Origin of the sequence: Streptomyces sp. SN-593 (assembly GCF_016756395.1) — a bacterium.
GTDB classification, from domain to species: domain Bacteria; phylum Actinomycetota; class Actinomycetes; order Streptomycetales; family Streptomycetaceae; genus Actinacidiphila; species Actinacidiphila reveromycinica.
Genome location: NZ_AP018365.1, coordinates 4,843,535 through 4,858,012 on the forward strand (window position 1 = coordinate 4,843,535; position 14,478 = coordinate 4,858,012).

At 74.0% G+C, this 14,478-nt stretch carries 16 protein-coding genes and 1 pseudogene; 10 read left to right on the forward strand and 7 right to left on the reverse strand.

Features of this window, described 5'->3' with window-relative positions; translation table 11 throughout:
- Window positions 1–170 precede the first annotated feature (170 nt).
- From RVR_RS20270 to RVR_RS20280, 3 genes are all read right to left on the reverse strand, one after another.
- Entirely contained in the window at window positions 171–1,463 is a 1,293-nt protein-coding gene (locus RVR_RS20270) for a S1C family serine protease (RefSeq protein ID WP_202235193.1), read from the reverse strand.
- Window positions 1,464–1,645: 182 nt separating this feature from the next.
- Window positions 1,646–2,668, reverse strand: a complete 1,023-nt coding sequence (locus tag RVR_RS20275; protein WP_202238827.1) for a LacI family DNA-binding transcriptional regulator — start codon at window positions 2,666–2,668, stop codon at window positions 1,646–1,648.
- Window positions 2,669–2,712: 44 nt separating this feature from the next.
- Window positions 2,713–3,522: a winged helix-turn-helix transcriptional regulator gene (locus RVR_RS20280; protein ID WP_202235194.1), complete on the reverse strand. Its 810-nt coding sequence runs from the start codon at window positions 3,520–3,522 to the stop codon at window positions 2,713–2,715.
- A 197-nt stretch (window positions 3,523–3,719) separates the two neighbouring features.
- On the opposite strand from RVR_RS20280, the gene RVR_RS20285 reads away from it, so the two are divergent.
- The 6 genes from RVR_RS20285 to RVR_RS20310 all read left to right on the forward strand — a co-directional run bounded on the left by RVR_RS20285 (window position 3,720) and on the right by RVR_RS20310 (window position 8,952).
- Window positions 3,720–4,529 (forward strand): alpha/beta hydrolase, encoded by an 810-nt coding sequence (locus RVR_RS20285; protein WP_202235195.1) that lies wholly within the window; start codon window positions 3,720–3,722, stop codon window positions 4,527–4,529.
- Window positions 4,530–4,581: 52 nt separating this feature from the next.
- Window positions 4,582–4,866, forward strand: a complete 285-nt coding sequence (locus RVR_RS20290) for a MoaD/ThiS family protein (protein WP_202235196.1) — start codon at window positions 4,582–4,584, stop codon at window positions 4,864–4,866.
- Window position 4,867: 1 nt separating this feature from the next.
- Complete coding sequence (locus tag RVR_RS20295; RefSeq protein WP_202235197.1) at window positions 4,868–6,535, forward strand: hypothetical protein; 1,668 nt, start codon at window positions 4,868–4,870, stop codon at window positions 6,533–6,535.
- 112 nt (window positions 6,536–6,647) lie between these two features.
- Complete coding sequence (locus tag RVR_RS20300) at window positions 6,648–7,355, forward strand: LmeA family phospholipid-binding protein (protein ID WP_202235198.1); 708 nt, start codon at window positions 6,648–6,650, stop codon at window positions 7,353–7,355.
- 439 nt (window positions 7,356–7,794) lie between these two features.
- Complete coding sequence (locus RVR_RS20305; protein WP_202235199.1) at window positions 7,795–8,631, forward strand: sulfurtransferase; 837 nt, start codon at window positions 7,795–7,797, stop codon at window positions 8,629–8,631.
- Between the two features lie 30 nt (window positions 8,632–8,661).
- On the forward strand, window positions 8,662–8,952 hold the full coding sequence (locus tag RVR_RS20310) for a DUF1416 domain-containing protein (protein WP_202235200.1): 291 nt from the start codon (window positions 8,662–8,664) through the stop codon (window positions 8,950–8,952).
- A 326-nt stretch (window positions 8,953–9,278) separates the two neighbouring features.
- Here RVR_RS20310 and RVR_RS37795 read toward each other — a convergent pair.
- The 3 genes and pseudogenes from RVR_RS37795 to RVR_RS20325 form a co-directional block, all read right to left on the reverse strand.
- Window positions 9,279–9,500 (reverse strand): annotated as a pseudogene (locus RVR_RS37795) (DUF3099 domain-containing protein); the annotation flags it as partial.
- 160 nt (window positions 9,501–9,660) lie between these two features.
- Window positions 9,661–10,371, reverse strand: a complete 711-nt coding sequence (locus RVR_RS20320; RefSeq protein ID WP_202235202.1) for an alpha/beta fold hydrolase — start codon at window positions 10,369–10,371, stop codon at window positions 9,661–9,663.
- Window positions 10,372–10,429: 58 nt separating this feature from the next.
- Entirely contained in the window at window positions 10,430–10,792 is a 363-nt protein-coding gene (locus RVR_RS20325) for a DsrE family protein (protein WP_202235203.1), read from the reverse strand.
- Between the two features lie 128 nt (window positions 10,793–10,920).
- Here RVR_RS20325 and RVR_RS20330 point away from each other — a divergent pair, with 128 nt between their 5' ends.
- The 4 genes from RVR_RS20330 to ygfZ all read left to right on the forward strand — a co-directional run bounded on the left by RVR_RS20330 (window position 10,921) and on the right by ygfZ (window position 13,948).
- On the forward strand, window positions 10,921–11,616 hold the full coding sequence (locus RVR_RS20330) for a hypothetical protein (protein WP_202235204.1): 696 nt from the start codon (window positions 10,921–10,923) through the stop codon (window positions 11,614–11,616).
- Window positions 11,617–11,924: 308 nt separating this feature from the next.
- Entirely contained in the window at window positions 11,925–12,488 is a 564-nt protein-coding gene (locus RVR_RS20335; RefSeq protein WP_202235205.1) for a heme-binding beta-barrel domain-containing protein, read from the forward strand.
- A 19-nt stretch (window positions 12,489–12,507) separates the two neighbouring features.
- A complete protein-coding gene (locus tag RVR_RS20340) occupies window positions 12,508–12,942 on the forward strand; it encodes a Fur family transcriptional regulator (RefSeq protein ID WP_202235206.1) in 435 nt (144 codons plus the stop codon).
- A gap of 25 nt (window positions 12,943–12,967) precedes the next feature.
- On the forward strand, window positions 12,968–13,948 hold the full coding sequence (ygfZ, locus tag RVR_RS20345; RefSeq protein ID WP_202235207.1) for a CAF17-like 4Fe-4S cluster assembly/insertion protein YgfZ: 981 nt from the start codon (window positions 12,968–12,970) through the stop codon (window positions 13,946–13,948).
- A 78-nt stretch (window positions 13,949–14,026) separates the two neighbouring features.
- Here ygfZ and dtd read toward each other — a convergent pair whose 3' ends face one another.
- Window positions 14,027–14,452, reverse strand: coding sequence for a D-aminoacyl-tRNA deacylase (gene dtd, locus RVR_RS20350; RefSeq protein WP_202235208.1), 426 nt, complete (start codon window positions 14,450–14,452; stop codon window positions 14,027–14,029).
- Window positions 14,453–14,478: the final 26 nt, after the last annotated feature.

Below are 14,478 nucleotides of genomic sequence, written 5' to 3' on the forward strand. Positions count from 1 at the left end.
ACGGCCCGTCTGTGATGTTCCCAAGCGTCGCACGCCACCCCCGCTTTCCCCATGCCCGCGCCCCCGGCCCGCGCCCGCCCGCTGCGGCGGGCGGCGGTGCCGGGGGCGCGGGGCGCCGCGGACGCACCCGGTCACCGGGAGGAGGTCCGGCGACCGCGGTCCGTGCCCGGTCAGCTCTGGTCCCCGCCGTCCCGCAGGTAGGACAGGTCGGACTTCACCGTGTTGATCGGGATGGCGAACCCGAGGCCCACGCTGCCCGCGCTCGACGAGGACGAGCTGCTGTCGGACGAGCTGGAGTACATCGCCGAGTTGATCCCGACGATCTGCCCGCTCATGTTGATCAGCGCGCCCCCGGAGTTGCCCGGGTTGAGCGAGGCGTCGGTCTGGAGCGCCTTGTAGGTGGTCGTGGAACTGCCGGTGCTGCCGTTGTACTGGTTGCCGCCGAAGGAGAACGGCCACTGGTCGCCACCGCTGCCGCTGCCGCTGCCGTCGCCGTAGCCCCCACTGCCGTCGCCGTAGCCCTGCTGGCTCTGGCTCTGCCCCTGGTCCTCCTCGACCGGCACGGTCACCTCGCGGTCGAGCGCGGAGACGATGCCGCTGGTCACGGTGTCGCTGAGGCCCTCCGGCGAGCCGATCGCCACCACCTGGTCGCCGACCGCGACCCCGGAGGAGTCGCCGAGGATCGCCGCCGGCAGCCCGCTGGCGCCGTTCACCTTGATCAGCGCGAGGTCCTTCTTCGCGTCGGCGCCGACCAGCGACGCGGAGGCGGTCTTGCCGTTGCTGTAGGTGACCTTGATGCTCTGCGCGCCGGAGATCACGTGGTTGTTCGTGACGATCTGGCCGTTGGAGGTGATGATCACACCAGCGCCGGTGGACGTGCCGTCGCTGAGGGTCGCGGTGATCTCCACCACGCTGGCGTTGACCGCCTTGTAGACCCCGGCCACGCTGCCGTCCACGGCCGAGGCGTTGACCGCGGCCGCGGCCGCCACGCTGCTGGTGGAGTGGTCGGTCGCGTGGCCGATGAGCGCGCCGGCGCCGCCGCCGATCACGCCCGCGGCCAGCGCCACCGCCGCGGCCAGCGCGAACGGACGGCTCATCCGGCGGCGCCGGTGCGGGACGGGCGAGGCGCCCACGGCCGCGTAGCCGGCCTGGTAGGCGGGCGGCGGCGGGTAGCCGCCGATGCCGCCCGCGCCTTCCATGCCGCCCGCGCCGGTCGCGGTCTCGGGAGTCGAGTGGACCACCGAGCCCTGGATCACGGTGTGTCCGGGCTCACCGCCCGCGTACGGGTCCTGGACGCCCGTGTACGGGTCCTGGTAACCGCTCCCGGTGTACGACTGCTGCTGCGCCGGCGGGGCCGCGGAGGTCGGCGGCTCGCTGTACGGCGCCTGCGGGTCGGACTGGAGCGGAAGCTGCGCGTCGTGCGGGTACTGGGGTGCGCCGCCGTTGCGGCTCTCGCTGGTCATGTCTATGACTGTGGGCTCGGTTCATGAGAGCTTCCTGAGTGCACGCTGAGAAGCCCGGCAGAAGTAGGTATGCCCGATATAAGGAAGATCGACCGCGGTGTGGCGCGGGCCCCGCGCCGACCGCCCGGGCCCGGGACCCCCGGGGCCGCGGGCGGCACGAGGCCGCCGCGGGAGGCGGGAGGTCAGGCGCAGCCGCAGGAGCCCCGGACCACCAGCCGGGACGGGAACTGCCGCACCCGCTCGCGGCGCGAGCCGGGCACCCGCAGCGAGTCGTCGAGCACCGCGTCGACCGCGGCGCGGGCCATCGCCTGCCGGTCGGAGGCGACCGTGGTCAGCGGCGGGTCGGCGAGCGCGGCCTCCTTGACGTCGTCGAAGCCGGCCACCGCCAGCCCGCCGGGCACGTCGATCCGCAGCTCGCGGGCGGCCCGCAGCACGCCGATGGCCTGGTCGTCGGTCGCGCAGAAGATCGCCGGCGGCCGGTCCGGCCCGGCGAGCAGGTCGAGCGCGACGCGGTAGGCGTCGTAGCGGTTGTAGGGCGCCTGGAAGAGCCGTCCCTCGGTGCTCTTGCCGGCCTCTGCCATGGCCCGCCGCCAGCCGACCACGTGGTCGGTGACGGGGTCGCCGACCTCGGGGGTGCCCTCGGTGCCGCCGAGGCAGGCCACGTAGTCGTGACCGTGTTCCAGCAGGTGCCGGGTGGCCAACTGGGCGCCGCCGATGTCGTCGGTGACCACCGCGATGTCGTCGATCGCCTCGGGCCGCTCGTGGAGCAGCACCACCCGGGCGTCCCACGCGTCGATCTCTATGGCGGCGTTCTCGCTGGGGCCCTGGCTGATCAGGATCAGGCCGGACACCCGCATGCCGAGGAAGGCCCGCAGGTAGTGCACCTCGCGGTCGTCGAGGTAGTCGGAGTTGCCGACCAGCACCATCTTGCCGCGCTCGGACGCGGCCTGTTCGACCGCGTGCGCCATCTCCGCGAAGAACGGCTGGCGCGCGTCCGGGACGATCAGGCCGATCAGGTCGGTACGGCGGCTGGCCATCGCCTGCGCGACCCGGTCCGGCCGGTAGCCGAGCTGCTTGATGGCCGCGAGCACGCGCTCGCGGGTGGCCGGGGCTACCGGCCGGGGTCCGTTGTTGATGACGTAGCTGACGACCGCGGTCGAGGTCCCCGCCAGCCTGGCCACATCGTCACGCGTCACCTTGGGCACGTCGCGCAGTCTACGCGTGTCCAACCTGGCGTCATATAAGAGTGTCAGACGGTCTGCTCGGCCGAGCTACGGCCGCTCGCGGACCGCTCGCCGGTGCCGGCCGCGTCGCCCGGGTCCGCCGGGTCGGACCGGTCCGCCTGCTCGGCCTTCTCGGACCGGTCGGACCTCTCCGACCGCTCGGGCTTCTCCGGGGTGACGAAGCGGTAGCCGACGTTGCGCACGGTGCCGATCAGCGACTCGTGCTCCACGCCGAGCTTGGCCCGCAGCCGCCTGACGTGCACGTCCACCGTGCGGGTGCCGCCGAAGTAGTCGTAGCCCCACACCTCCTGGAGGAGCTGGGCGCGCGTGAAGACCCGGCCGGGGTGCTGCGCGAGGTACTTCAGCAGCTCGAACTCCTTGAAGGTCAGGTCGAGCACCCGGCCCTTGAGCTTCGCGCTGTACGTCGCCTCGTCGACCGACAGGTCGCCGTTGCGGATCTCCATCGGGCTGTCGTCGTTGCCGATCTGCTGGCGGCCCATGGCCAGCCGCAGCCGCGCCTCGACCTCCGCCGGCCCGGCGGTGTCGAGCAGCACGTCGTCGATGCCCCAGTCCGCCGTGACGGCGGCCAGGCCGCCCTCGGTGACCACCAGGACCAGCGGACAGCCGGGGCCGGTGGAACGCAGCAACTGGCACAGGCTGCGCACCTGCGGGAGGTCCCGCCGGCCGTCGATCAGGATCACGTCGGCACCGGGGGTGTCGACCAGAGCCGGGCCCTCGGCGGGCGCCACGCGCACGCCGTGCAGCAGCAGGCCGAGCGCGGGCAGCACTTCGGTCGAGGGTTGAAGGGCGTTGGTCAGAAGCAGGAGAGAACTCACCGGGCGCTCCCGTAGGTCGTCGTCCGGCCGCGGGGCGCAGCGGGGGACGAGGACAGCGGTGCCAGGACACGTCTCGCGACCTGTCTCAAAACCGAACCCTCCTCGTTACTCCTGCGAGGCGCCTTCGCGTGCCGGAAAGCACGAAAGGACCCGGGGGCGACATTGCCCAGGTCCTCTTCCAGGGAAGAATAGCCCACATGGACAGCCGTGCCGAGAGCCATGACAGCCTTTTGCGTGTTCCGGTGGTCACTTCGGGTGGCCACCGGGCGGTGCTGTTGACGTCGGACGACGTGCCGATCGAGGCCGAGCACCTGCCGGCACCAGCCAGTTCAGGCCGCCTCGCGATCGTGGTCGCGCACGGCTTCACCGGCGCCCTGGAACGGCCGGCGCTGCGCCGCGCGGCGCGGCGGCTGACGGCGTTCGGCGGTGTGGTGAGTCTCTCCTTCCGCGGCCACGGCCGCTCCGGCGGGCGCTCCACGGTCGGCGACCGGGAAGTGCTCGACCTGGACGCGGCGGTGCGCTGGGCACGGCGGCTCGGCTACGCGGACGTGGCCACCGTCGGCTTCTCCATGGGGGGTTCGGTGGTGCTGCGGCACGCCGCGCTGTTCGGCGTGGACGCGGTCGTCTCGGTCAGCTCGCCCGCCCGCTGGTACTACCGCGGCACCCCGCCGATGCGGCGGGTGCACTGGGCGGTGACCCGCCCCGTGGGGCGGCTGGTCTCCCGCTACGGCCTGCACACCCGCATCCACACCCGCGACTGGGACCCGGTGCCGCTCTCCCCGGTGCAGGCGGTGCCGCTGATCCCGCCGGTCCCGCTGCTGGTGGTGCACGGCGACCGCGACGCGTACTTCCCGCTGGACCACCCCCGTTCGCTCGCCGAGGCGGCCGGGCCCGGCGGCGCGGAACTGTGGATCGAGCCCGGTTTCGGCCACGCGGAGAACGCGGCCGCGCCGGAACTGCTGGACCGGATCGGCGCGTGGCTGACCGCCCGTTTTCCCGCGAGCTGACGCCGACCCGCCATGATGGACCCGCACGACGCACTGACCCGAGGACGGAGCGATGGCAGGACCTGACACGGCGGCGCCCGCGGCGGGCACGATCCGCTACTGGGCGGCGGCGAAGGCCGCGGCGGGCACGACGGAGGAGCCGTACCACGCGGCGACCCTCGCCGACGCGCTGGCCGCGGCCCGCGCCCGGCACGCCCGCGAGCCGGAGTTCGCCCGGGTGCTGCTGCGCTGCTCCTTCCTGGTCGACGGCACCCCCGTCGGCACCCGCGACCACTCCGCGGTCCCCCTGCCAGACGGCGGCACGGTGGAGGTCCTTCCGCCGTTCGCGGGAGGATGAGATGAACGACTTCCACGGTTCCGACCGGCCGTACGGCGTCCCCGCCGACGGAGACCCCGGCCTCCCGCCCGCCGGGCAGGCCCCGGCCGAGGGCTTCCCGCCGCCCCCGCCGCCCGCCGACGGCTACGCGCAGCCGTACGACCAGGCGTACAGCCAGGCGTACGGGTACGCGCCGCCGTCCCCCGCGGGCTGGGCCGACGGCGGCGCCGGCGCCCCCGCGCAGGGCGGATACGGCCGCTCGGGCCACCCGCAGCCCGGGTACGATCAGGCCGCCTACCCGCAGCCCGGGTACGCGCAGGGCGGCTACGCGCAGGCCGGGTACGACCAGGCCGGGTATGAACAGCCCGGGTACGAACAGCCCGGATACGGCCACGACCAGGGCGCGCCCGCGCGGAACGATTACCCGCAGGCCGCCCATCCGCAGGCCGCCCATCCGCAGGCAGGCGACCCCTACGGCACCGGGGCCGCGCCGGGCGGCGGCTACGTACCGGAGCCGTTCGCCGCGCAGCAGCCGCAGGGTGGGGCGGACCCCGGCGCCGGCTACGGCGGACCGCCGGCTGGCGGCGCGTGGGAGGGCCAGGTCTTCAGCGGTCCGCCGCAGACCGCGCAGCCGGCCGCGGACCCGTGGGCCGCGGCCCCCGCCGCCGCGCCCGCCTGGGGCACCACCCCTGGCGGCGCCCCCGGATACGCCCCCGGCCAGGACGCCGGCCCCGGCGCTCCGTACGGGCGGCAGCCCGCGCCCGCCCCCCGCCACGCCCCGGACGTCCCCGCGACTGGGATCGCGCCGGCCGGCCACGCGCCGACCGGGCGGGCAGCGGCCGGACACACCCCCGCGGGCCGCGAGCAGGAGCCCGAACTGGAGCGGACCGCCGCGCTTCCCGTCGTCGAGCTGGAGGAGTCGGCCGCGCCGCCGCACCGCACCGGTTCGCCGATCATCCCGCCGGGCATCCAGCCCGCCGGGCTGACCGCGGCGCTCGGCCTGCTGCTCGCGGGCGGGGCGGCGGTGGGCAAGCCGGCCTTGGCGGTCCTGCTGGTGGTGCTCCAGGCGGTGACCGCGGCCGGCTGGTTCCGGCTCAACGGGATGTGGCCGGCCCGGCAGGGCATCGTGCTGGCGTTCCTGTCCGGCGTCACCGTGGACATCGCGGTGCTCGCGGTCAGCGGCGGCCACGGCCCGGTCGCGCTGCTCGGCACCCTCGGCGTGTGGCTGCTGCTCGTGCTGGTGCTCCAACTTCGCCACCACGGATCGGCCGACGAACGCCTCTCGTCGCTCACCGCGACCTCCGCCTCCACCCTGCTCACCGTGGTCGCGGGCGGCTACCTGCTCACCGCCACCTCGCACGCGGGCACCGACCCGGTCGTCGTCGGGACGGTCGCGGTGGCCGCCGCGACACTGGTGCGCGCGCCGCGGCTGCCGGGCGGGGAACCGGTGTCGCTGGTCGCCGCGCTCGCGGTGGCCGCCGTCACCGGCGCGCTCACCGGTCCGGCCACCGGCTTCGGCACCGGCCACTCGGTGCTGCTCGCCGCGGCGGCGGGGGCCTGCGCGCTGGTCGGCCTGCGGGTGGCCAGCTACGACTGGCCCTCCCGGTTCGTGCACTTCACCGCGGGCGTCGCGCTGCCGCTGACCGCGGCCGCCCCGGTCGTCTACGCACTGGGCGCCGCGCTGTCCTGATCACCCGGGTGAGATAAATGACGGGGTCCGGCGGGAACCGTTCGGGCCCCGCCGCCCGTCAGGCGTTGCGAGCGAGTCGAACGGTAGAACGGTCAACAGCCGGGAGTAACCCATGCGCGCGGCGCGAATAACCCTGATCGTGGTCCTGGTGCTCGGCGTGGTCCTCGCCGGGCTGGACCGGATCGCCGTGCACGTGGCCCAGAACAAGGCCGCACAGGAGGCGCAGTCGGCGGAGGGGCTGACCGACAGGCCGACGGTGGGCATCAAGGGCTTCCCGTTCCTCACCCAGGCCCTCGCCCGCAAGCTCGGCCACGTGACGGTCGACGCCGACGGCGTCGCGGCGACCAGCGGCGGCCGGACCGTCCAGGTCGAGGACTTCCACGCCGACCTGTACGACGTGAAGCTGTCCAACGGCTACAGCCGGGCCTCGGCGGACCGTGCCACCGGCACCGCGAAGATCGACTACGCGGAGCTGACGAAGGCCGCGCCGGCGGGCATCACCGTCTCGTACCCGGGCGGCGGCGCCACGGACACCGTCCGGCTCACCGGGTCCTACCTCGGCACCCACTTCAGCCTGCTCAGCAAGGTCAGCGTCGTGGACCCGTCGAGCGGCGCCGCCCCCAACACGATCCAACTGCACGCAGAGGGACTGCCGAAGGCGTTCACCGCGCTCGGCCTGGAGGCCAAGCTGCGCGACGAGATCGACATCACGCCCCAGCTCACCCACCTGCCGTCGGGGCTGGGGCTGACCACGGTCACCACCGGCCCGGCCGGCATCACCGTCAAGTTCGCCGGGAAGGGCGTGGTTCTCGCGGGCTGAGACGCCGGTGTCCACCCGTGCCCACCGGTGCCCGCTCCGTGCCGGCGCCGGGTCCGACGCGGTCGCCCGCCTTCCGTTTGGGGTCGGCGCGCGAGGGGTACCGTGCGGATGGCGGCCGTCATGTGTATCGCCATACGGACAATCTCGTCTCGTCATCCGATACACCGGTGACACGTCACGGTTCATTTCCCTACGATCGGGACTCATGAAGCGACAGGCGGACCTCACGAAGCGGCGGGCAGTGGACCTGTGCCGCGTTGCCGCCATGCTCTGTCGACTTTCCTGAGGGCGCCCGCCCCGCCGCCACGCCGCGGCCGAACGGCCCGTGCGGCCGGCCCCCGCCCTCCCCGCCTGCCGTCAGGCACCCCGACGCGCCCCTGCGCTTCGACGCAAGCGACCGCGCCACCGCACATTCCGTACTGCCCCGGAGGAGAACAGCATGAGCCGCAGTGACGTCCTGGTGGACGCCGACTGGGTCGAGGCCCACATCGACGACCCGAAGGTGGTCATCGTCGAGGTGGACGAGGACACCTCTGCCTACGAGAAGAACCACATCAAGAACGCGGTCCGCATCGACTGGAAGACCGACCTCCAGGACCCGGTCCGCCGCGACTTCGTCGACCAGGCGGGCTTCGAGGCGCTGCTGTCCGCCAAGGGCATCGCGAACGACGACACCGTGGTGCTCTACGGCGGCAACAACAACTGGTTCGCGTCCTACGCCTACTGGTACTTCAAGCTCTACGGCCACGACGCGGTGAAGCTGCTCGACGGCGGCCGCAAGAAGTGGGAGCTGGACGCCCGCGAGCTGGTCAGCGAGGTGCCCTCGCGCGCGGCCACCTCCTACACGGCCAAGGCGCAGGACACCTCGATCCGCGCCTTCCGCGACGACGTGGTGTCCGCGATCGGCGCGCAGAACCTGGTCGACGTGCGCTCGCCCGACGAGTTCTCCGGCAAGCTGCTCGCCCCCGCGCACCTGCCGCAGGAGCAGTCGCAGCGCCCGGGCCACGTGCCCAGCGCCCGCAACATCCCGTGGTCGAAGAACGCCAACGACGACGGCACCTTCAAGTCGGACGACGAGCTGAAGGAGCTCTACGCCGACGAGCAGGTGGACCTCGCCAAGGACACCATCGCCTACTGCCGGATCGGCGAGCGCTCCGCGCTCACCTGGTTCGTGCTGCACGAGCTCCTCGGCGTGGACAACGTGAAGAACTACGACGGCTCGTGGACCGAGTACGGGTCCCTGGTCGGCGTGCCGATCGAGCTCGGCTCGAACTGACCGACCGCGACGAGGCGAGGACTGAACCCTATGTGTGGAGCGAAGGCCGGCGGCCCGGACCTGGCAGGAGTTGACGTGGCGAACGAGACGATCATCCAGGGGTCCGTGACCCGCGACGGCGAGCCGGTCAGCGGCTACGTCCGCCTGCTGGACGGCGGCGGGGAGTTCACGGCCGAGGTCCCGACCTCGGCGACGGGGCAGTTCCGCTTCTTCGCCGCCCCCGGCACCTGGACCCTGCGCGCCCTCGTGCCGGGCGCCACGGTCGACCGCACCGTGGTGGCCCAGAAGGGCGCCGCCGCGGAGGTCGCCATCGCCGTCTGATCCGGGACGCCGCCCGATCCCGGCGGCCCGGCGGACCCGGACGGGCCGCACCCCGCGCAAGGGGGTGCGGCCCGTCCGCACGTCCGGGAGCGGCGGCGCGCGGCCGCGGGTCAGTCCCGGTGGTGCTTGCGGTTGCGCTCGTCCAACTCCGCCCACCACGCGTCCGACTGCGGGTCGCCGCAACTGCCGCGCATGCGCCGGTCGGGGTCGGGTGCGGCCTCGTCCGCCTTGCGGTCGGCCTCGCGCGAGCCCCGGGAGCGCCGGGAGCCCGGGGCATCGCCGGAACCCCGTGCGGCCTGAGGACCCCGGGGGTCCCGAGGGCCGGGGGAATCAGAGGAACCAGGAGGGTCCTTCTCGTCCCACCACCGGTCCTCCGGGCCCTTCCGGTTCGCGACGATCGCCGCGACCGGCGGGATGAACATCGCGAACAGGCACATCCCGATCGCCGCCGGCACCGACCACAGGCGCACGACGGACCACGCCAGGACGAAGAGCACCACGCAAGTGCCCATCATGGCGAAGTACCAGTGACGACGTCGCGCGTACACACTTCAACGGTACGACCCGTACCCCCGGATGGCACCTGCCGGAACCGGCCGACCGGCCGCGATCCGGCCACGGCGCCCGGGGCGCGGGAGCAGCGCCGCGCCCCCCGCCCGGCGCGTCGCCGGCCGGGGGCTCCGGCCGGGCGCTCCGCGCGGGCGCGGATCAGCTCCCGGGGGCGTGGCCGGCGGCCGCGAGCAGCACCCGGGCCAGTTCGTCCGGCTGGGAGAACATCGGCCAGTGGCCGGTGTCCATCTCGACCAGCTCCCAAGTGTCGCCGGTCAGGAGCTCCGCCACCGCCGCGCTCGGCTCCGGCCAGTCCAGCAGGCACTTCACGTACGTCGTCGGCAGGTCCTCCAGCGGGCGGGCCAGGGCGGCCGGTTCGGTGAGGCTCGCGCCCGGGTGGGGCGTGGCGCCGGCCAGCAGCCGGGCGGTCTGCTCGGGGGTGAGCCCCTGGCCGTCGAACTCCTCCGGGCCCGGCGGCGCCCACGATCCGCCGTTCGCCGCGACCGCCTCGGCCACCTCGCCGCCGCCCGGGAAGCCGGTCACGAACGACCCGCCCGCGACCGGCACGTTGGCGTCCACGTACACCACGCGGGTCAGCCGGTCGCCGATCCGGCCCGCGGCCTGGCCGACCGGGATGCCCGAGTAGCTGTGCCCGACCAGCACCACGTCCCGCAGCCCGGAGCCCTCGACCGCCTCCACCACGTCCCGCACGTGGGCCTGCTGCCCCGCGGGCTGCTCGCCGCGGCGGTCCGCGACCCCGGCGAGCGTCACCGCGTGGGTGCCGTGGCCGGCCGCCCGCAGGTGCGCCGCCACCTCGTCCCACACCGAAGAGCCGAGCCAAGCGCCCGGCACGAGCACGAATTCCGTCATGCCCGCAACGTAGCCCAGGGGTACGACAGCGCCGCCGCGCGCGGCGGCGACCGGCGGGTCAGTAGACGAGCGCCTGGACGCCGTCCTTGGTGATCTCGCTGACGAAGACCTGGGCGCCCGCGATCCGTACACCGTCGATGACGTCGCGCTCGGTGATGTCGCGGCGGGCCGCGCACTGCGTGCACAGCGTGACCCGGCCGCCGGCCAGCACCGCGTCGAGCAGGTCGGGCAGCGGCGCGGAATGCGGGAGCTCGAACTCCGCGGCCCGCCCGGGCAGCGCGAACCAGGCGGACTCGCCGGTCAGCCAGAGGGAGACGTCCACCCCGCTGGCGACCGCGACGGCGGCCACGGTGAACGCCTGCGAGCACCGCTCGGGCCCGTCCGCGCCGGCCGTCACCTTGATCACGACTTTGTTCGTCATACGAGCACCCTAAGCGGTGGTATAAAAGCAGATCCGCGTGGATCGTACGCGTGTACACATACGTGCCCGGGGGGGCTTGGGTGGGATTCAGGGACGGCGCGGGCCGTCGTGGGGGATTCGCCGCGGCCGTGACCGGACTGGTCGCGCTGGCGGCGGTGACGGCCGGCGCGGTGATCGCGTTCGGCTCGTCCCCGGGCGGCTCGGACGCCGCCGTCACGCCGTCGGCCACCGCCCCGGCGACCGGCGCGGCCGCGCGGCCAGCCCCCTCCGTGTCCCCGACCGCGCCGGGCACCCCGTCCGCGGCGCCAGGGAAGCCCACCGGGCAGGTCGCGGACGGCGCGCACACTGGTGACCTGAGGTACTTCCTCGTCCCGCCGCCCGAGGGCGCCGACGTCTACGGCGACCCCGACGGCAGCGCGGACAGCGCGGCCGACGTGGCCGCGGGCGCCGCGGACGGGGAACAGGCCGCGCGGGCGCTGTCCACCTACGGGTTCCGCGCCGCGGCCACCCGTACGTACCTGACGGCCGACGGCGTCTCCGAGGTCACCGTCGAGCTGGTGCGGCTGCGCGGACCGGGCCAGGCCGCGGCGTACTACGCGGCGTCCGCCTACCAGGCCACCGCCCTGCCGCTCCAGGGCGGTTACCCCGCCCGCGGCTACGACCTGTCGTCCGGCTCCGCCGAGTCCACCGACACCCTGCTGGCGGTCTCCTACCAGGGCGACGTGCACATCACGATCTCGGTGACCGGCGGGAGCACGCCCTCCCGCGCCCTGCTCCAGCACGTGCTGGACGCGCAGCACCGACGACTGAGCACGGGCCGCTGACCGCGCCCGGGCGACCGCCGCGCGGGGGTGTCGGCGGCGGCGCCGTTCGACCGGACGGTCCGGTTGCAGGCGCGGTTGCCGGGCTGAGCCGCACCGGGCGTGGCCTGGGCGCGGCCGGGGAAGGGGCGCGGACTAGACTTGCGGGCGGGCCGCGCCGTACCCGTGCGCGGACCCGCACCGTCTGCCGCCGAGGAGCCCGTCCGTGGAAATCCAGTACTACTTCGACGCCCTGCTCGTCCTGGTCTGCCTGGGCGTCGCCGCGTTCGCGCTCTACGCGGTGAAGAAGCTGTACCAGGGCCAGCGCTGACATGATCGAGATCCCCTCCGACCTGCACCCGTCCCTGGTCCCGATCGCGTTCCTGCTGGGCCGCTGGACCGGCGCGGGCGTGCACGACTTCCCCGGCGCCGAGAAGTGCAACTTCGGGCAGGAGGTCGCCTTCGCCCACGACGGGCGGCCGTTCCTGGAGTACACCTCGCACACCTGGGTGCTCGACGAGGAGGGCCGCAAGGTCAGGCCGCTGGAGTCCGAGACCGGCTACTGGCGGATCGACGCCGAGCGGAAGGTGGACGTGACCACCACCCGCGACGAGGGCGTGGTGGAGATCTGGACCGGCGAGCTGGCCGAGGGAAAGCCGCAGATCGACCTGGTCACGGACGCGGTGGCCCGGCTGCCGGTGGCCCCGGAGTACAGCGGCGGCAAGCGCCTGTACGGGTACGTGAACGGCGACCTGATGTGGGTCGGCGAGAAGGCCACCCCCGCGGTGCCGCTGCGCGCGTACATGTCCGCGCACCTGAAGAAGGTGGTGGACCCCAAGGAGTGGGTCGCCGATCTGAAGGACCTTCCCGACGACGGGATCGCCTTCTTCAAGTAGGCGTACCTACACTGGGCGGGTGGCGAGCACCGACTGGAAGAGCGATCTGCGGCAGCGCGGGTACCGGCTGACCCCGCAGCGCGAGCTTGTGCTGGAGGCCGTCGACGCCCTCGACCACGCGACGCCGGACGGCATCCTGTGCGAGGTGCGCAAGACCGCGTCGGGGATCAACATCTCCACGGTCTACCGGACCCTGGAGCTGCTGGAGGAGCTGGGCCTGGTCAACCACGCCCACCTCGGCCACGGCGCCCCCACCTACCACCTCGCCGACCGGTACGACCACATGCACCTGGTCTGCCGGGACTGCGACCGGGTCACGGAGGCGGACGTGGGCGTCGCGGCCCCGCTCAAGGACGAGTTGCGCGAGCGGTTCGGCTTCGAGACGGACATGAAGCACTTCGCGATCTTCGGCCGCTGCCAGGACTGCGCCCGCAAGGCCGCGGGGAACGCCTGACGCCCGTCGCCGTACGCTTGACCGCATGAACAAGAGCCCTTTGCTGTCGCTCCCCGGCGCCGTCCCCGCAGAAGGCCCTGACGAAGGCGTCGCCGCGCACTACGGCGACCTCTTCCGCGAGCAGCGCGCGCTCGCGGACGGCACCGGCTTCGTGGACCTCTCCCACCACGGCGTCGTCACCGTCAGCGGGGAGGACCGGCTCTCCTGGCTGCACCTGCTGCTGACCCAGCACGTTGAGCAGCTTCCGCCGCGGCAGGCCACCGAGGCGCTGATCCTGTCCGCGCACGGCCACATCGAGCACGCCCTGTACCTGGTCGACGACGGCACCACCACGTGGATGCACGTCGAGCCCGGCACCCAGGGCGCGCTGCTCGCCTACCTGGAGAGCATGAAGTTCTTCTACCGGGTCGAGGTCGCCGACGCCGGCGACCGGTACGCCGTGGTGCACCTGCCCGCCGGCTCCATCGCCCAGGTGCCCGCGGAGTGGGCGGTGCGCGAGACGCCGTACGGCCGGGACGTGTTCGTGCCGCGCGAGGAGCTGGAGGGCTTCGCGGCCGCGGCGGGCCCGGCGGCCGGCGTGCTCGCCCACGAGGCGCTGCGGATCGAGGCGCACCGGCCGCGGCTGGGCCTGGAGACCGACCACCGGACGATCCCGCACGAGCTGGGATGGCTGGACAGCGCGGTGCACCTGAACAAGGGGTGCTACCGCGGCCAGGAGACCGTCGCCCGCGTGCACAACCTCGGGCGGCCGCCGCGCCGGCTCGTCTTCCTCCACCTCGACGGCAGCGAGGTGCGGCTGCCGGCCCACGGCGCGCCGGTGCGGGTCGCCGTCGAGGGCGCCGACGCCGCGGACGCCCGCGCGGTCGGCTTCGTCACCTCCTCCGCCCGCCACTGGGAGCTGGGCCCCATCGCCCTGGCCCTGGTCAAGCGGAACACCCCGGAGAACGCGACGCTGATCGCGGGAGAGGACACGGCGGCGGCCCAGGAGACCGTGGTCGCGCCGTAGGACCGCGGCCGCGTCCCCGTCGGGGTGGGCGGCGCCGCGCCGGGCCGGCGGCGACCGGAGCACGCCGCGGGCACGGCGTCAGATGTCGATGACGACCGTGAAGGGCCCGTCGTTGGTGAGGGACAGCTTCATGTCCGCCCCGAACACCCCGGTGGCGACCGTCGCGCCGAGCCCGCGCAGCCGCGCGACCACCTCGTCGACGAGCGGTTCGGCGACCGGGCCGGGCGCGGCGGCGTTCCAGGTGGGCCGGCGCCCCTTCCGGGCGTCACCGTAAAGCGTGAACTGGCTCACCACGAGCAGCGGCCCGTCGATGTCGGAGCAGGACCGCTCCTCGGGCAGGACGCGCAGGCTCCACAGCTTGCGGGCCAGCGCCGCCGCCTTCTCCTTCGTGTCGTCGTGGGTCACCCCGACCAGGACGCACAGTCCCGGCCCCTGGATGGCGCCGACGGTCTCCCCGTCGACGACGACCTTCGCTTCGCTCACCCGCTGGGCCACCGCTCGCATGGACCCATTGTCGCGGGTCCCCGCGG